Raw genomic sequence first — 16259 nt, forward strand, 5'->3', positions numbered from 1 at the left:
TGGCATAATAGCGGCTTACCTCTTTTCTCGACCGGCAAACGATCGATCTGCCCGCGCCCGGGCAGCGCATCGGTTTGCCCATTTCTCTTTGGGCGGTTCCATCATGTCCGGCAATACCCTCGGCACGCTTTTCACTGTCACGACCTTCGGCGAATCGCACGGTCCCGCGATCGGTTGCGTGATCGACGGCTGCCCGCCGGGAATGGGGCTGACCGAAGCCGACATCCAGGTCGAACTCGATCGCCGCAAGCCGGGCACGTCGCGTCACGTGACGCAACGGCAGGAGGCTGACCAGGTCGAGATCCTGTCGGGCGTGTTCGAAGGCTTGACGACCGGTACGCCGATCGCACTGCTGATCCGCAACACCGACCAGCGCAGCAAGGACTACGGCAACATCGTCGAGACGTTCCGTCCCGGCCACGCCGACTACACCTACTGGCAGAAATACGGCATCCGCGACTACCGCGGCGGCGGCCGTTCGTCCGCGCGCCTGACCGCACCGATCGTCGGCGCGGGCGCGGTCGCGAAGAAGTGGCTGCGCGAGCGCTTCGGCGTCGAAGTGCGTGGCTACATGAGCGGCCTTGGCGAAATCGACGTGCCGTTCGTCGACTGGTCGCACGTGCACGAGAATCCGTTCTTCTCGCCGAATGCGGCGGTCGTGCCGGAGCTCGAGGCGTACATGGATGCGCTGCGCAAGGATGGCGATTCGATCGGCGCGCGCATCGACGTCGTCGCGTCGGGCGTGCCGGTCGGCTGGGGCGAGCCGGTGTTCGACCGTCTCGATGCGGACATCGCGAAGGCGATGATGAGCATCAACGCGGTGAAGGGCGTCGAGATCGGTGCGGGTTTCGACAGCGTCGCGCAGCGCGGCTCGATGCACGGCGACGAGCTGACGCCGGGCGGTTTCGTCGGCAACCATGCGGGCGGCGTGCTCGGCGGGATTTCGACGGGGCAGGACATCACCGTGTCGATCGCGATCAAGCCGACGTCGAGCATCCGTACGCCGCGCCGTTCGATCACGAAGGCGGGCGACGAGGCGACGGTGGAAACGTTCGGCCGCCACGATCCGTGCGTCGGCATCCGTGCGACGCCGATCGCCGAGTCGATGCTCGCACTGGTGCTGATCGATCACGCGCTGCGCCATCGCGCGCAGTGCGGGGACGTCGAGACGTCGACGCCGAAGATCGCCGGTAGCGCGACCTGACGCAAACGGGCGGGGCGCGGCACGTCTCGCCATTGGGAATGCAAAACGGGGCGCTGCTTCAGGCAGCGCCCCGTTTCGTTTGTGGCGACCGGCAAAAACGCGCCGCTCGCGGCGACGCGTCGTGGCGGATTACATGTTCGGGTAATTCGGTCCGCCACCGCCTTCCGGCGTGACCCACACGATATTCTGCGTCGGGTCCTTGATGTCGCAGGTCTTGCAGTGCACGCAGTTCTGCGCGTTGATCACGAGCCGATCGCTGCCGTCATCGTTCTTCACGAACTCGTACACGGCCGCCGGGCAGAAACGACCTTCCGGCCCCGCATACGTGCGCAGGTTCACGTTCACCGGCACGTTTGCATCCTTCAAGGTCAGGTGCGCCGGCTGGTTCTCTTCATGGTTCGTGTTCGAGATGAACACCGACGACAGCCGATCGAACGTCAGCTTGCCGTCCGGCTTCGGGTACTCGATCGGCTCGCACTGCGACGCCGGTTTCAGCATCTCGTGATCCGCGTGCTTGTGATGCAGCGTCCACGGCACGTTGCCGCCCATCACCTTCTGTTCGAGCCCGACCATCAGCGTGCCGAGGTACAGGCCCTTGGCCATCCACTGCTTGAAGTTGCGCGCGCGGTACAGCTCCGTGTACAGCCACGATTGCTTGAACGCATCCGGGTACGCGTTGAGTTCGTCCGACTGGCGGCCGGCCTGCACCGCGTCGAACGCGGCGTCGGCGGCCAGCATGCCGGTCTTGATCGCCGCGTGGCTGCCCTTGATCCGCGACGCGTTCAGGAAACCCGCGTCGTCGCCGATCAGCGCGCCGCCCGGGAACACCGTCTTCGGCAGCGACAGCAGCCCGCCCGCCGTGATCGCGCGCGCGCCGTACGACACGCGCTTGCCGCCTTCGAGGAATGCGCGGATCGACGGGTGCGTCTTGTAGCGCTGGAATTCCTCGAACGGCGACAGGTACGGGTTCGTGTAGCCCAGGCCCACCACGAAGCCGACCACGACCTGGTTGTTGTCCATGTGATACAGGAACGAGCCGCCGTACGTATCGGACTTCAGCGGCCAGCCGGCCGTGTGGATCACGAGGCCCGGCTTGTGCTTGGCGGGATCGATTTCCCACAGCTCCTTGATGCCGATCCCGTACGCCTGCGGATCGGCGTTCGCGTCGAGCTTGAACTTCGAGATCAGCTGGCGGCCGAGGTGGCCACGGCAGCCTTCGGCGAACAGCGTGTACTTCGCGTGCAGCTCCATGCCGAGCTGGAAGTTCTCGGTCGGCTCGCCGTCCTTGCCCACGCCCATGTTGCCGGTCGCGACGCCTTTTACGGAACCGTCGTCGTTATAGAGAATCTCCGCAGCCGGGAAGCCCGGGAAGATCTCGACGCCGAGCGCCTCGGCCTGCTGACCGAGCCAGCGCGTGACGTTGCCCAGCGAAATCACGTAGTTGCCGTGGTTCTGGAAGTTGGCGGGCAGCGCCCAGTTCGGCGTGGTGACCGCGCTTTTCTCGGACAGGAAAAGGAAGCGGTCTTCCGTCACCTCGACGTCGAGCGGTGCGCCGCGTTCCTTCCAGTCGGGGAACAGTTCGGTGATCGCGCGCGGGTCCATCACCGCGCCCGACAGGATGTGCGCGCCGATCTCGGAACCCTTCTCGAGCACGCACACGCCGATCTCGGTGCCTTTCTCGGCGGCCAGCTGCTTGAGCCGGATCGCCGCCGACAGCCCGGCGGGGCCGCCGCCGACGATCACGACGTCGTATTCCATCGATTCGCGCGGGCCATATTGCTCGATGAGGCTTGCGGGGGTCATTGGCGTTCCTCTAACCGTTAGAATGCTTTTATTCGGGAGCGTATTGTCTGCGAAACGAAACGCTTGCCGCAACAGCATGCGGCTAGATTAGCACGATCGTTCTATTTTTGTGCTAGGGTAATGCCGCTCGGGCCATGCTGCCCGTAGCGGCGAAACGACATCGAAAGGGGATGTGCAAATGGGTCGTTCGATCAATCTGGAAGGCAAGGTTGCGCTGGTCACGGGGGCGTCGAGCGGCCTGGGGCAGCGTTTTGCGCAGGTGCTGTCGCAGGCCGGTGCAAAGGTCGTGCTCGCGAGTCGTCGCGTCGAGCGCCTGAAGGAGTTGCGTGCCGAGATCGAGGCGGCGGGCGGCGCTGCGCACGTCGTGTCGCTCGACGTCACCGACGTCCAGAGCATCAAGGCGGCGGTCGCGCATGCGGAAACGGAGGCCGGCACGATCGACATCCTGGTGAACAATTCGGGCGTCTCGACGATGCAGAAGCTCGTCGACGTGACGCCGGCCGATTTCGAGTTCGTGTTCGATACCAACACGCGCGGCGCGTTTTTCGTCGCGCAGGAAGTCGCGAAGCGGATGATCATGCGCGCGAACGGCAGCGGCAACGGCAAGCCGCCGTGCCGGATCATCAATATCGCGTCGGTGGCCGGCCTGCGCGTGTTCCCGCAGATCGGGCTGTACGCGATGAGCAAGGCCGCGGTCGTGCAGATGACGCGCGCGATGGCGCTCGAGTGGGGGCGCCACGGGATCAACGTCAACGCGATCTGTCCGGGTTATATCGATACCGAAATCAATCATTACCTGTGGGAAACCGAGCAGGGCCAGAAGCTGCAGTCGATGCTGCCGCGCCGGCGCGTCGGCAAGCCGCAGGATCTCGACGGGCTGTTGTTGCTGCTCGCGGCCGACGAGTCGCAGTTCATCAATGGCTCGATTATCTCCGCCGACGACGGCTTCGGCCTCGCCTGAGCGGATGACATTCAGCAACACAGAAGACTGCAATGAGCGCAACAAGCGATTACTCCTCCGTATTTGAGATGTCGATGCCGATCCGCTGGGGCGACATGGACGCGTTCGGCCATGTGAACAACACGGTCTATTTCCGCTACATGGAGCAGGCGCGGATCTCGTGGTTCGAGGAGCTCGGCATCGCCGGCGGCAATGGCGAAGGGCAGGGGCCCGTCATCGTCACCGCGTCGATGGAATTCCTCAAGCAACTGCACTATCCGGGCGACGTGATCGCGAAGATGTCGGCCGCGAAACCCGGCCGGAGCAGCTTCGATACCGGTTTCGAGCTTACGCGCGCGGATGATCCGCAGCACGTCTATGCGCGCGGCAAGGCGCGCTGCGTGTGGGTCGACTACGCGCTCGGCAAGTCGGTACCGCTGCCCCAGTTGCTGCGCGACACGATCGAGCGCGCGCTCGCGACGAAGGTCGGCTGAGCGTCGGCACGGCGAGGCCGGCGCCCGGGCGCCGGAGGCACGCCGTGCCTGCTGTTTCACGAATCGGCCGCCATGCGCGGCCGATTGTCATCCGGGAGCCGCCATTCACTGCCCGAGCAGGCGCTGCAGCAGCTCCGGCGTATTGTTGGTGCCGTACTTGCGCATCAGCCGCGCGCGGTAGATGTCGACCGTGCGCGAGCTGATGTCGAGCACGCGCCCGATCTGCTTGCTGGTCTTGCCGGTCGCGAGCTGGGCGGCGATCTCGCGCTCGCGCGGGGTCAGTTCGACGGCGACCCGGCGCGTCGCACTCAAATCCTCGAAGGTCCAGACGCCTGCCGCGAGCGGTGCGGTGCGGTCGAGCGCGCGGCCGGTGACGTGGCACCAGAACAGCTCGCCGTCCGCGCGTTTCATGATTCTGTCATCCGAGTAGATGCCGTTCGCGGCCATTACGCGCGCGATACGTTCGCCGATTCGCTGGAATTCGTCCGTCGACGGGTAGAGCACCTCGTACGATTTCCCGATCAGGTCGGCCCGCACGCAGCGGAAGATCGACGCCAGCGCGTCGTTGCAATCCTCGATCACGCGGTCGCGCGACAGGACGAGGCCGAGCGGCGCGAGGTGGAAGGCGGTCTGGTAATCGAGAGCGGGCATGGCGCAGGCAAGCGGAGGCAAACGCTTATGTATTTTTGCGTATTGTGCCGCATCCGCGCCGCATCGTACCCTTTCAGGCATCTCGTGGCGGTTTGCCGCGGTATAAAAACAGCGCGCCTCGACGCAGGCATCGCCGTGCATGCATAGAATGATGCGGCGGGCTTGCGGGCTTGCGGGCTTGCGGGCCACGTGGCGCGTGAACCGGTTTCGCTGGTTTCCATAGAGGAAGGGACAACTGATGAACAAAGTCTATCCAAGCGCGGCTGCCGCGCTGGAAGGGATCGTCCGTGACGGACAGACCTTCGCGGTGGGCGGCTTCGGCCTGTGCGGGATTCCGGAGGCGCTGATCGCCGCGTTGCGCGATTCGGCCGTCAAGGGCATCACCTGCATCAGCAACAACGCGGGCGTCGACGGTTTCGGCCTCGGCCTGTTGCTGGAAACGCGCCAGATCAAGAAGATGATCTCGTCGTACGTCGGCGAGAACAAGGAGTTCGAGCGCCAGTACCTGGCCGGCGAACTCGAACTCGAATTCACGCCGCAAGGCACGCTCGCCGAAAAGCTGCGCGCGGGCGGCGCGGGCATCCCGGCGTTCTTCACGAACACGGGCTACGGCACCGTGATCGCGGAAGGCAAGGAAACGCGCCAGTTCGGCGATCGTCACTACGTGCTCGAACCGTCGCTGACGGCCGATGTCGCGCTCGTGAAGGCCTGGAAGGCCGACAAGTCGGGCAACCTGATCTATCGCCGCACCGCGCGCAACTTCAACCCGATGTGCGCGATGGCCGGCAAGATCACCGTCGCGGAGGTCGAGGAAATCGTCGAGAACGGCGAGCTCGATCCGGATCACATCCATACGCCGGGGATTTTCGTGCAGCGCATCGTGCTGAACGCGACGCCCGAAAAACGCATCGAACAACGCGTCGTACGCGCGAAAGGAGACTGACATGGCCTGGAATCGTGACCAGATGGCCGCGCGCGCGGCGAAGGAACTGCAGGACGGCTTCTACGTGAACCTCGGCATCGGCCTGCCGACGCTCGTCGCGAACCACGTGCCGGAAGGCGTCGAGGTGTGGCTGCAGTCGGAGAACGGCCTGCTCGGCATCGGCCCGTCGCCGACCGAAGACGAAGTCGACGCCGATCTCATCAACGCCGGCAAGCAAACCGTCACGACGCTGCCGGGCTCGTCGATCTTCTCGTCGGCCGATTCGTTCGCGATGATCCGCGGCGGCCACATCAACCTCGCGATCCTCGGCGCGATGCAGGTCAGCAAGCAGGGCGACCTCGCGAACTGGATGATCCCCGGCAAGATGATCAAGGGGATGGGCGGCGCGATGGACCTCGTCGCCGGCGTGAAGCGTGTCGTCGTGCTGATGGAGCATGTCGCGAAGGGCGATCAGCACAAGATCCTCGAGGAATGCAACCTGCCGTTGACGGGAGTCGGTGTGGTCGACCTGATCATCACCGATCTCGGCGTGATCGAAGTGACGCCGTCCGGCCTGAAGGTCCTCGAGCTCGCCGATGGCGTGAGCGCCGACGAGATCCAGGCAAAGACGGGTGCGCCGCTCGACGTCAGCGCGGTCGCCTGAGCTTTTTTCATGTCGATTCGCCCCGCATGCCGTCAGGCACGCGGGGCGTTTATGTTTGTGGCATGCGCGCCCGGCCGCGTCAGACGGCGGTCTGCAACGATTCCACGCGTTGTTCGCCGGTGGGCGTGCCGTCGTCGGGTGAACCCAGCTGCAGCGCATGAAACAGGAAGCGTTGCAGCGTGACTGCCGCCGACGTGTGATCGCCGAGGTCCGCGCGGCTGAACAGCCCGAAATCCGCGGCGGGTGGCGCGGGCAACCCGGCTGCCTGCGGATCGAGTGCGCGCATCGTGTCGCGACGCACGTTCCAGTCGAGCAGTACTGCGACGCCGAGGCCTGCCTCGACCGCCGACTGGATCGCGGACAGGCTCGTGCTGGTGCAGATGACGCGCCACGCACGGCCGGCGTCGCGCAACATCGAGAACAGCTTTTCCTGCCACGGGCAGGTGCCGCCGAACGCAACGATCGGTACCGGTTCGTTGTGAGGGAGCCGGTTGGTGGTGGCTGCGGCCGCCCAGTGCAGCGGATGCTGCCACGTCGCGAGCGGCTCCGCCCGGATCAGCGCGGGGTCGCCGATCACGAAATCCAGTGCGTGGCTCGAGAGTCGCTGCGACAGGACGGGGCTCGTATCGACGACGATCTCGAGTGCGACGTTCGGAAATGACGCCGCGAACTGTCGCAATGCGTGCGGCAGACGGCCGACGGCGATGTCCTCTAGGACGCCGAGCCGTACGGTGCCCGAGATGTCGCCTGCGGCGAGCGCGGCGCGGGCGGCGAGCCCGACGCCGAGCAACTGGTGTGCATAGGGCAGCAGCACGTTGCCCGCGGCCGTCGGCGTGACGCCGCGCGGCGAGCGTTCGAGCAGGCGCTGGCCGACTTCATCCTCGAGCCGTCGCAGCGCCATGCTGACGGCGGCCTGCGTGCGATGCAGCGCCGTTGCCGCCGTGCTGACGCTGCCGGTTTCGACCACGGTGACGAACGTGCGCAGCAGGGTGCTGTCGAGATCGCGGGTCATCAATATTCCTGATGCGGACATAAGAATTATCAGCTTATATCAAGCCTGCGGCCGCGGTTAGCATCGGCGTGTCACTGAACCGGAGCGGTTGCATGAGCGAGGAATCGAGTACGGTACGACCGGATGTCGCGCAGCGCGCGGCGTCACCTTTCACGAATGCGGTGGCGCCGCTGCTGGCCGTCGCGTCGATGTGCAGCGTGCAGCTCGGCGCGGCGCTGTCGAGGCCGGCGACGATCGAGTACGGTACCGTCAGCACGACCTGGCTGCGGCTCTGTTTCGCCGCGCTCGCGCTGGCCGTGGTCGTCCGGCCGCCGCTCCACACCTATTCCCGGCAGCGCTGGATCGCCGCCATCGCGCTCGGCACGGCGATGGCCGCGATGACGCTGTGCTTCTTCGAAGCCGTGCGTCGCGTGCCGCTCGGCCTGGCGGTGGCGATCAACTTTCTCGGGCCGCTGGCGGTCGCCACGATCGGCGTGCGCAAGCCGGCGATGCTGGCGTGGCCGGCACTTGCGCTGGCTGGCGTGCTGCTGCTGGCGCGGCAGGACGGCATGTGGGTGACGGCGCCGGCCGCGCTGGTCTTCCCGGTCGGCTCTGCGCTTGGCTGGGCCGCCTATATCGTGTTGATGAAGCGTGTCGGCACGCTGTTCGACGGGCTGCAAGGGCTGTCCGCGTCGCTGTTCGTGGCCGCGCTCGTCACGACACCGTTCGGTCTGGCGCAAAGCGGCGGCCACTTGCCGGCCGGCCAACTGATCGATGCCGCGTATCTGGCAGTGCTCGTCCCGCTGTTTCCTTACGTGCTCGAACTGATTGCGTTGCGAAAGATGAGCGCATCGGCATTCGGCATCCTGATGAGCGCCGAGCCCGCGATCGCCGCGGGGATCGGTTATGTCGTGCTGGCGCAGCCGATGAGCACGCTGCAGGTCGCCGGCACGCTGTGCGTGGTCGGTGCGAGCATCGGCGCGGTCATGCAGAAATAGCCGCGCTTTCCCGGCCATGACGGGCCGGTGCACGATGGTGCGTTCGCGGCGCCGTCGCCGCGGCCGCAACGGAGGCTGGATCGGCGGCCTGCTGAACACGGAACACCGCGCCCGATTCCGCACGGCCGCGTGACATTTCATTGGCGCTCGCACGAGCCGCAAGCCCGCAAGGGTGGTCAGGCGACTCGTGATCCGGAACGGGTTTACAATCGATCGCATCCCCCGGCTGCCCTGGCGGGCCGGGCCCACATGCCATCGCGCCGCACCGTTCGGCAGGACGCCTCCGATGCCCACTTCCCCCGTGAACTCCCCGATTCCCCGTCAGCGGCGCGTGCAGTGTGCGAGCGCGGCCGGCCTTCACCACGTCGCCTATACCGAGTGGGGCGATCCCGCGAACCCGCGCGTGCTGGTTTGCGTGCACGGCCTGACCCGTTCCGGGCGCGATTTCGACCGGCTCGCCACGGCGCTGTCCGATACGTATCGCGTCGTCTGCCCCGACATCGTCGGGCGCGGCCAATCGGACTGGCTGGCCGATCCGCGGCTCTACGCGATTCCGCAATACGTGGCCGACATGGTGACGCTGATCGCGCGACTCGACGTCGAATCGGTCGACTGGTTCGGCACGTCGATGGGCGGCCTGATCGGCCTGGCGTTCGCGGGGCTGCCCGGTTCGCCGCTGCGCCGGATGATCGTCAACGACGTCGGCCCGCGCATCGAACCCGATTCGCTGACGCGCATCGGCGAATATCTCGGCGTGCAGCCGCGCTTTGCGACCGAGCAGGAGGGTGTCGACTATCTGACGTCGCTGTCGCTGCCGTTCGGTGCGCTGACCGCCGACGAGTGGCGCGAGATCAACGGGCCGCTGCTGCGCGAACTGCCCGAAGGTGGCTGGACGGTCCGCTACGATCCGCGCATCGCCGAGCCGTTCAAGGCAACCACGCCCGAGTTGGCCGCACTCGGCGAGGCCGCGCTGTGGCGCGCCATCGAGACGACGGATGCATCGCTGCTCGTCGTGCGCGGCGAGACGTCCGACCTGCTGTCGCGCGAGACGGTGGCCGACATGGTGCGTCGTGGCCGGCACGTCACGCACGCCGAGATTCCAGGGGTAGGCCATGCGCCGGCGTTCGTCGACGCAGGCCAGATTGCGCTCGCGCGGCGGTTTTTCGTCGAAGGCGGCGCATAAACGCGTCATAATATGCGGTTCGACGGCACGCGGGCCGTGCCGCCACCCGAATCTCCATCCACTCACGACCGGAACATTCCATGGCAGTCATTCGTCACCACGTCGGGGCCCGACTCTCCGAAACCGCGATCCACAACGGTACCGTGTATCTGGCCGGCCAGATCGCCGAAGACACCACGCAGGACATCAAGGGCCAGACGCGCGAAGTGCTCGGCCACATCGACCGCCTGCTCGCCGAAGCGAACAGCGACAAGGCGCATCTGCTGTCGGTGCAGATCTACATTTCCGATCTGGCAAATTTCGACGGCATGAATGCGGAGTGGGATGCATGGGTCGCGCAGGGCAACACGCCGCCGCGCGCCACCGTCGAGGCGAAGCTCGCGGATCCGGCGCTGCTCGTCGAGATCGTGGTGGTCGCCGCACAGCGGAGCTGAACCGGACGCAACCCGACGATGATCGTATTCCGCCAGGCCAAGCAATGACCGAGTCCGTTTCCGCTTCCCCCGTCGCGGCACCGTCGTTCGACGACGTGCTGGCGTTCGTGCGCGAACGGGCCGGCGACGCGCGCCTGTCGTCGGGCGAACTGCTCGCCGATCACTCGGCGGGCACGGCGGCGATCATGCGCACGCTGAACGTCGATCCGCCCGCGATGCAGGCGGCCGCGCTGTTCGTGCTGACGCCGCACCTGAGCGACCCCGAGCGCGAACTCACCGAGCGTTTCGGCGACGAAGTGGCGCGGCTCGTGTCCGACGTGCGCAAGCTGTTGCGGCTCGGTACCGTCAGCCTGCGTGCCGCGCAGAACGCAGTGCCCGATGCGGGGCGTGACACGGCGGAAGAGCGGCGTACGCAGATCGAGGCGCTGCGCAAGATGCTGCTCGCGTTCGCGCAAGACATCCGCGTGGTGTTGATCCGGCTCGCGTCGCGCCTGCAGTCGTTGCGCTACTACGCGGCCGCGAAGATCGACCCGCCGCCCGACGTCGCGCGCGAGACGCTCGAGATCTATGCGCCGCTCGCGAACCGTCTCGGTATCTGGCAACTGAAGTGGGAGCTCGAGGATCTCGCGTTCCGCTTCGAGGATCCCGTCACCTACAAGCGGATCGCGAAGCTGCTCGACGAGAAGCGCATCGAGCGCGAAGCGTACGTCACGCAGGCGATCGACCGGTTGCAGCAGGAGCTGGCGGACGCGAACATCCAGGCCGATGTGAGCGGCCGGCCGAAGCATATCTACAGCATCTGGCGCAAGATGCGCGGCAAGGAGCTCGATTTCTCCGAGCTGTACGACGTGCGCGCGTTTCGCGTGATCGTGCCGGACATCAAGGATTGCTACGCGGTGCTCGGCATCGTGCATCACCTGTGGCAGCCGGTGCCGAAGGAATTCGACGACTACATCTCGCGGCCGAAGCCGAACGGCTACAAGTCGCTGCATACGGTCGTGATCGGCGATGACGGCCGCGCGTTCGAAGTGCAGATCCGCACGCAGGAGATGCACCGTTTCGCCGAGTACGGAGTCGCCGCGCACTGGCGCTACAAGGAGGCCGGTGCGCGCGGCTACGGCGGCCAGTTCTCGGCGAGCGACAAATACGACGAGAAGATCGCATGGCTGCGCCAGCTGCTCGCGTGGAAGGATGACGTCGAGGACGGCGCGGAAAAGTCGGGCGACAAGGCGTGGGCGCAATTGCGCGAGACGTCGCTCGACGACGACCACATCTACGTGCTGACGCCGCAGGCGCGTGTGATCGCGTTGCCGCAGGGCGCGACGCCGGTCGATTTCGCGTACCACCTGCACAGCGAGCTTGGCCATCGCTGCCGTGGCGCACGCGTCGACGGCGCGATGGTGCCGCTCAATACGCCGCTCGCAAACGGCCAGACGGTCGAGATCGTCGCGGTGAAGGAGGGTGGGCCGTCGCGTGACTGGCTGAACCTCCAGCTCGGCTACATGAAGAGCCCGCGCGCGCGTCAGAAGGTGCGTGCGTGGTTCAACTCGATCGAGCAGGAAGAAAACATCTCGCATGGCCGCGCGCTCGTCGAAAAGACGCTGCAGCGCGAGGGCAAGACATCGGTCAACCTGGACAATCTCGCCGCGAAGCTCGGCTTCAAGTCGCCCGAGGAGCTGTTCTCGGTCGTCGGCAAGGAAGAGTTCAGCCTGCGCAATGTCGAGCACGCGCTGTCCGATGCGCCGCCGCCGGAGCCGGCGCCCGAAGCGCCCGCCGATTTCGAGAAGCGCAGCAGCGGCGCGAGCGTGGCGCACGGCGCGTCGACCGGCGTGCTGGTGGTGGGCGTCGACGCGCTGCTGACCCAGCTCGCGCGCTGCTGCCGTCCGGCGCCGCCCGATCCGATCAGCGGTTTTGTCACGCGCGGCAAGGGGATGTCGATCCACCGCACCGATTGCCCGACGTTCCGCCGGATGGTCGAGCGCGCGCCGGAGCGCGTGCTGCAGACGACCTGGTCGGCCGACGTGCTCGGCGGGCGCGGTGCGTCCGTCTATCCGGTCGACCTGATGATCGAGGCGAGCGACCGGCAAGGGTTGCTGCGCGATATCTCCGAAGTGTTCGCGCGCGAGAAGATGAACGTGGTGGGTGTGAAGACGCAGAGCCGCCGCAACGCGGCATTCATGCAGTTCACGGTCGAGGTGTCGAACTCGGCGCAGGTGCAGCGCGCGTGCACGCTGCTCGGTGAGGTGCAGGGCGTCGTGCGGGCGGGGCGGAAGGCATGATATGGGGTTGGAGCCCCGTTATTTTGCTGCGACCGCATAAAAACACTTGCCAAGTCGGTAACGGCTCCATATAATCTTAGCTTCTTTAGGCTCGTAGCTCAGCTGGTTAGAGCACCACCTTGACATGGTGGGGGTCGTTGGTTCGAGTCCAATCGAGCCTACCAACGAATTGAGAATGCCCGGTCTCCGGGTGTTCGATGCAGTAAATAACTCAACGCGAACAAGGCGAATACGGTTATGACACCGCGAACGTTGACCGAAACCTTTTCGGAGCGACGCTAGTCGAGGAACCCTTTCGCCCTTTCAGTCTGAGTGAAGTATCGAATGCGGCCCCTCGAAAGCGGGGCCGCATTTTTTTTGTCGCGAAATTTTCCCGCGCGATTTTCATGTCGCGTACCTGGTCTGCCGCCCACTGTCGGCATCACGGAGATTGCTATGGTTTCGATACGCTTGCCTGACGGCTCAGTTCGACAATACGAGCATCCGGTGACAGTTGCCGAGGTTGCAGCCTCGATCGGTCCCGGCCTTGCGAAGGCTGCGCTTGGTGGCAAGCTCGATGGCGAGCTCGTCGATACGTCGGCCGTGATCGACCGCGACGCGTCGCTCGCGATCGTGACCGACAAGGATGCCGACGGCCTCGACATCATCCGCCACTCGACGGCGCACTTGCTCGCATACGCGGTGAAGGAACTGTATCCGGACGCGCAGGTGACGATCGGCCCGGTGATCGACAACGGCTTCTATTACGACTTCTCGTACAACCGTCCGTTTACGCCTGAAGATCTGGAGAAGATCGAAAAGCGCATGCAGGAACTCGCGAAGAAGGACGAGCCCGTGACGCGCCGTGTCGTGTCGCGCGACGAAGCGGCGGGCTACTTCCGCAGCATCGGCGAGAAGTACAAGGCCGAGATCATCGAATCGATTCCGCAAAGCGACGAAATCAAGCTGTATTCGCACGGCGGCTTTACCGATCTGTGCCGCGGCCCGCACGTGCCGTCGACGGGCAAGCTGAAGGTCTTCAAGCTGATGAAGGTCGCGGGCGCGTACTGGCGTGGCGATTCGAAGAACGAGCAGCTGCAGCGTATCTACGGCACGGCCTGGACGAAGAAGGAAGACCAGGACCAGTACCTGCACATGCTCGAGGAAGCGGAAAAGCGCGACCACCGCAAGCTCGGCAAGCAGCTCGACCTGTTCCACATGCAGGAAGAGTCGCCGGGCATGGTGTTCTGGCATCCGAAGGGTTGGGCACTGTGGCAGCAGGTCGAGCAGTACATGCGCCGCCGCGTGAACGAAGCCGGCTACCTCGAGATCAAGACGCCGATGATCATGGACCGCTCGCTGTGGGAGGCGTCGGGCCACTGGCAGAACTACCGCGAGAACATGTTCACGACGGAGTCGGAGAAGCGCGACTACGCGATCAAGCCGATGAACTGCCCGGGTCACGTCCAGGTGTTCAAGCACGGCTTGCGCTCGTATCGCGACCTGCCGCTGCGCTACGCGGAATTCGGTTCGTGCCACCGCAACGAGGCATCGGGCGCGCTGCACGGCCTGATGCGCGTGCGCGGCTTCGTGCAGGACGATGCGCACATCTTCTGTACGGAAGACCAGTTCATCTCGGAGTCGATCGCGTTCAATACGCTGGCGATGAGCGTGTACAAGGACTTCGGTTTCGATCACATCGACATCAAGCTGTCGCTGCGCCCGGATCAGCGTGCGGGCACGGACGAGACGTGGGATCGCGCCGAGCAGGGCCTGCGCGACGCACTGACCGCCTGCGGTCTTACGTGGGAAGAACTGCCGGGTGAAGGTGCGTTCTACGGTCCGAAGATCGAGTACCACATCAAGGATGCGCTCGGCCGTTCGTGGCAGTGCGGTACGCTGCAGCTCGACATGGTGCTGCCGGAACGCCTCGGCGCCGAGTATGTTGCCGACGACAGCAGCCGTCGCCGGCCGGTGATGTTGCACCGTGCGATCGTCGGTTCGATGGAGCGTTTCCTCGGCATTTTGATCGAGCACCACGCTGGTGCAATGCCTGCCTGGCTCGCGCCGTTCCAGGCAGTTGTGCTCAATATCGCCGAAAGTCAGGCCGAATATGCGCAATCTCTGGCCCAATCGTTGCAAAAACAAGGGGTTAGAGTGACGGCCGATTTGCGCAATGAGAAGATTAGCTATAAAATACGCGAGCACACGCTGGAAAAGGTGCCTTATCTCCTCGTCGTGGGTGATAAGGAGCGTGATGCGCAAACGGTAGCCGTGCGTGCCCGTGGCGGCGTCGATCTTGGCGTGATGCCGGTCGAAGCCTTCGTTGAGCGTCTGCAGGAAGACCTGCGCTCGTTCAAGTAACCGCCCTGGCAGCGCGGCTCGTTTTTTTAATTTTTAGAGGAAACGTAACATCGCTACTGATAAGTCGTCGCATCGCATCAACGGTGAAATCACTGCGCCGGAAGTGCGTCTGGTCGGGATCGAGAACGAACCGCTCGGTATCGTAAAACTCGCTGATGCTTTCCGTAAATCGGAAGAACTGGATGTTGACCTGGTGGAAATCGCGCCGCAAGCGGTTCCCCCGGTTTGCCGTCTGATGGATTACGGCAAGTTCAAGTACCAGGAATCGAAGAAGCAGCACGAAGCGAAGCTGAAGCAGAAGGTCATTCAGGTCAAGGAAGTCAAGTTCCGCCCGGGTACCGATGACGGGGATTACAACGTCAAGCTTCGCAATCTCGTGCGCTTCCTCGAAGAAGGCGACAAGACGAAGATCACGTTGCGTTTCCGCGGTCGCGAAATGGCTCACCAGGAAATCGGTATGCGGATGCTTGAGCGTCTGCGCACGGATCTCGAGGAAGTCGGCCAGGTCGAGCAGATGCCGAAGATGGAAGGGCGCCAGATGATCATGGTGCTCTCGCCGAAGAAAAAGAAGTAACGGGCCCGCGCGCTTCGCGCGCAGGTTCGCAGTGGTTCGGCGCGTTGCCCGGTCAGGGCAACGCGCCAGCAATGACGGCGGCTGCGCAAGCGGTTCGCCGTACACAAGTGGACTGGGTTTCGAAGGGCGGGTCAAGGGCGCAAGCCAACCGCACACCCATCGCCATCTAATAAACTGGAGTTGTTCGTCATGCCTAAGATGAAGACCAAGAAGAGCGCTGCAAAGCGCTTCGTGGTGCGTCCGGGCGGTACCGTCAAGCGCGGTCAAGCCTTCAAGCGTCACATCCTGACCAAGAAAACCACGAAGAACAAGCGCCACCTGCGCGGCGCAACGGCAGTTCATGATTCCGATCTGAACTCCGTCCGCGCAATGCTGCCGTTCGCGTAACCCCTCAATCGATACTCTAAGGAGAGAAACATGCCTCGAGTCAAACGTGGGGTAACCGCACGGGCCCGCCACAAGAAGATCATCAACCTGGCCAAGGGTTATCGCGGTCGCCGCAATAACGTCTACCGCATCGCCAAGCAGGCGGTGATGCGCGCTGGTCAGTACGCATATCGCGATCGTCGCAACAAGAAGCGTGTGTTCCGCGCACTGTGGATTACGCGTATCAACGCGGCGGTTCGTCAGCACGACATGACCTACAGCGTGTTCATCAACGGCCTGAAGAAGGCGTCGATCGAACTCGACCGTAAGGTGCTGGCTGACATGGCGGTGTTCGACAAGGCTGCTTTTGCTGCGATCGTCAAGCAGGTGAAAGCCGCCGTTGCAGCCTAATT

Annotated in this window: 16 protein-coding genes and 1 tRNA gene; 14 read left to right on the forward strand and 3 right to left on the reverse strand. The window is 64.6% G+C overall.

Going from position 1 to position 16259, the window contains the following annotated elements:
* Window positions 1-103 precede the first annotated feature (103 nt).
* Window positions 104-1204 carry a chorismate synthase gene (aroC, locus tag DPV79_RS15490; RefSeq protein ID WP_059687303.1) on the forward strand — a complete coding sequence of 367 codons (1101 nt, stop codon included), beginning with the start codon at window positions 104-106 and terminating at the stop codon, window positions 1202-1204.
* 129 nt (window positions 1205-1333) lie between these two features.
* On the opposite strand, the gene DPV79_RS15495 is transcribed toward aroC, so the two are convergent.
* Window positions 1334-3007 (reverse strand): electron transfer flavoprotein-ubiquinone oxidoreductase, encoded by a 1674-nt coding sequence (locus DPV79_RS15495; RefSeq protein WP_048025575.1) that lies wholly within the window; start codon window positions 3005-3007, stop codon window positions 1334-1336.
* A gap of 178 nt (window positions 3008-3185) precedes the next feature.
* Between DPV79_RS15495 and DPV79_RS15500 the strand changes: the two genes are divergently transcribed.
* Together DPV79_RS15500 and DPV79_RS15505 are read left to right on the forward strand one after the other, a co-directional pair.
* Entirely contained in the window at window positions 3186-3968 is a 783-nt protein-coding gene (locus DPV79_RS15500) for an SDR family oxidoreductase (RefSeq protein ID WP_011351770.1), read from the forward strand.
* A 32-nt stretch (window positions 3969-4000) separates the two neighbouring features.
* Entirely contained in the window at window positions 4001-4441 is a 441-nt protein-coding gene (locus tag DPV79_RS15505; RefSeq protein WP_113045812.1) for an acyl-CoA thioesterase, read from the forward strand.
* A gap of 105 nt (window positions 4442-4546) precedes the next feature.
* Here the strand turns inward: DPV79_RS15505 and DPV79_RS15510 are convergent, their stop codons facing one another.
* Entirely contained in the window at window positions 4547-5092 is a 546-nt protein-coding gene (locus DPV79_RS15510; RefSeq protein ID WP_021162430.1) for a LuxR C-terminal-related transcriptional regulator, read from the reverse strand.
* A gap of 238 nt (window positions 5093-5330) precedes the next feature.
* Here DPV79_RS15510 and DPV79_RS15515 point away from each other — a divergent pair, with 238 nt between their 5' ends.
* Both DPV79_RS15515 and DPV79_RS15520 read left to right on the forward strand, forming a co-directional pair.
* Window positions 5331-6035: a CoA transferase subunit A gene (locus DPV79_RS15515; RefSeq protein ID WP_021162428.1), complete on the forward strand. Its 705-nt coding sequence runs from the start codon at window positions 5331-5333 to the stop codon at window positions 6033-6035.
* Between the two features lies 1 nt (window position 6036).
* Entirely contained in the window at window positions 6037-6678 is a 642-nt protein-coding gene (locus DPV79_RS15520) for a CoA transferase subunit B (RefSeq protein ID WP_021162427.1), read from the forward strand.
* 79 nt (window positions 6679-6757) lie between these two features.
* On the opposite strand, the gene DPV79_RS15525 is transcribed toward DPV79_RS15520, so the two are convergent.
* Entirely contained in the window at window positions 6758-7690 is a 933-nt protein-coding gene (locus tag DPV79_RS15525) for a LysR family transcriptional regulator (RefSeq protein ID WP_113045813.1), read from the reverse strand.
* A gap of 92 nt (window positions 7691-7782) precedes the next feature.
* On the opposite strand from DPV79_RS15525, the gene DPV79_RS15530 reads away from it, so the two are divergent.
* From DPV79_RS15530 to rplT, 9 genes are all read left to right on the forward strand, one after another.
* Window positions 7783-8667, forward strand: coding sequence for an EamA family transporter (locus tag DPV79_RS15530; protein ID WP_113045814.1), 885 nt, complete (start codon window positions 7783-7785; stop codon window positions 8665-8667).
* A 286-nt stretch (window positions 8668-8953) separates the two neighbouring features.
* Window positions 8954-9850: an alpha/beta fold hydrolase gene (locus DPV79_RS15535; protein WP_042977026.1), complete on the forward strand. Its 897-nt coding sequence runs from the start codon at window positions 8954-8956 to the stop codon at window positions 9848-9850.
* 80 nt (window positions 9851-9930) lie between these two features.
* Window positions 9931-10284 (forward strand): RidA family protein, encoded by a 354-nt coding sequence (locus tag DPV79_RS15540; protein ID WP_021162422.1) that lies wholly within the window; start codon window positions 9931-9933, stop codon window positions 10282-10284.
* A 44-nt stretch (window positions 10285-10328) separates the two neighbouring features.
* Complete coding sequence (locus DPV79_RS15545; protein WP_021162421.1) at window positions 10329-12563, forward strand: RelA/SpoT family protein; 2235 nt, start codon at window positions 10329-10331, stop codon at window positions 12561-12563.
* Between the two features lie 87 nt (window positions 12564-12650).
* Window positions 12651-12727, forward strand: a tRNA-Val gene (locus DPV79_RS15550).
* A 271-nt stretch (window positions 12728-12998) separates the two neighbouring features.
* Window positions 12999-14906: a threonine--tRNA ligase gene (gene thrS / locus DPV79_RS15560; protein WP_027787704.1), complete on the forward strand. Its 1908-nt coding sequence runs from the start codon at window positions 12999-13001 to the stop codon at window positions 14904-14906.
* A gap of 49 nt (window positions 14907-14955) precedes the next feature.
* Window positions 14956-15480: a translation initiation factor IF-3 gene (infC, locus tag DPV79_RS15565; protein WP_071734130.1), complete on the forward strand. Its 525-nt coding sequence runs from the start codon at window positions 14956-14958 to the stop codon at window positions 15478-15480.
* A gap of 189 nt (window positions 15481-15669) precedes the next feature.
* Window positions 15670-15867 (forward strand): 50S ribosomal protein L35, encoded by a 198-nt coding sequence (rpmI, locus tag DPV79_RS15570; RefSeq protein WP_004191477.1) that lies wholly within the window; start codon window positions 15670-15672, stop codon window positions 15865-15867.
* 30 nt (window positions 15868-15897) lie between these two features.
* Complete coding sequence (rplT, locus tag DPV79_RS15575) at window positions 15898-16257, forward strand: 50S ribosomal protein L20 (protein WP_004192938.1); 360 nt, start codon at window positions 15898-15900, stop codon at window positions 16255-16257.
* Window positions 16258-16259 lie beyond the last annotated feature (2 nt).

The sequence above is a fragment of the Burkholderia reimsis genome (assembly GCF_003294055.1).
Lineage (GTDB): Bacteria > Pseudomonadota > Gammaproteobacteria > Burkholderiales > Burkholderiaceae > Burkholderia > Burkholderia cepacia.

Coding starts and splice junctions, on each gene's coding strand:
- aroC (WP_059687303.1), top strand. CDS start 104: ATGTCCGGCAATACCCTCGGCACGCTTTTCACTGTCACGACCTTCGGC.
- DPV79_RS15495 (WP_048025575.1), bottom strand. CDS start 3,007: ATGACCCCCGCAAGCCTCATCGAGCAATATGGCCCGCGCGAATCGATG.
- DPV79_RS15500 (WP_011351770.1), top strand. CDS start 3,186: ATGGGTCGTTCGATCAATCTGGAAGGCAAGGTTGCGCTGGTCACGGGG.
- DPV79_RS15505 (WP_113045812.1), top strand. CDS start 4,001: ATGAGCGCAACAAGCGATTACTCCTCCGTATTTGAGATGTCGATGCCG.
- DPV79_RS15510 (WP_021162430.1), bottom strand. CDS start 5,092: ATGCCCGCTCTCGATTACCAGACCGCCTTCCACCTCGCGCCGCTCGGC.
- DPV79_RS15515 (WP_021162428.1), top strand. CDS start 5,331: ATGAACAAAGTCTATCCAAGCGCGGCTGCCGCGCTGGAAGGGATCGTC.
- DPV79_RS15520 (WP_021162427.1), top strand. CDS start 6,037: ATGGCCTGGAATCGTGACCAGATGGCCGCGCGCGCGGCGAAGGAACTG.
- DPV79_RS15525 (WP_113045813.1), bottom strand. CDS start 7,690: ATGACCCGCGATCTCGACAGCACCCTGCTGCGCACGTTCGTCACCGTG.
- DPV79_RS15530 (WP_113045814.1), top strand. CDS start 7,783: ATGAGCGAGGAATCGAGTACGGTACGACCGGATGTCGCGCAGCGCGCG.
- DPV79_RS15535 (WP_042977026.1), top strand. CDS start 8,954: ATGCCCACTTCCCCCGTGAACTCCCCGATTCCCCGTCAGCGGCGCGTG.
- DPV79_RS15540 (WP_021162422.1), top strand. CDS start 9,931: ATGGCAGTCATTCGTCACCACGTCGGGGCCCGACTCTCCGAAACCGCG.
- DPV79_RS15545 (WP_021162421.1), top strand. CDS start 10,329: ATGACCGAGTCCGTTTCCGCTTCCCCCGTCGCGGCACCGTCGTTCGAC.
- thrS (WP_027787704.1), top strand. CDS start 12,999: ATGGTTTCGATACGCTTGCCTGACGGCTCAGTTCGACAATACGAGCAT.
- rpmI (WP_004191477.1), top strand. CDS start 15,670: ATGCCTAAGATGAAGACCAAGAAGAGCGCTGCAAAGCGCTTCGTGGTG.
- rplT (WP_004192938.1), top strand. CDS start 15,898: ATGCCTCGAGTCAAACGTGGGGTAACCGCACGGGCCCGCCACAAGAAG.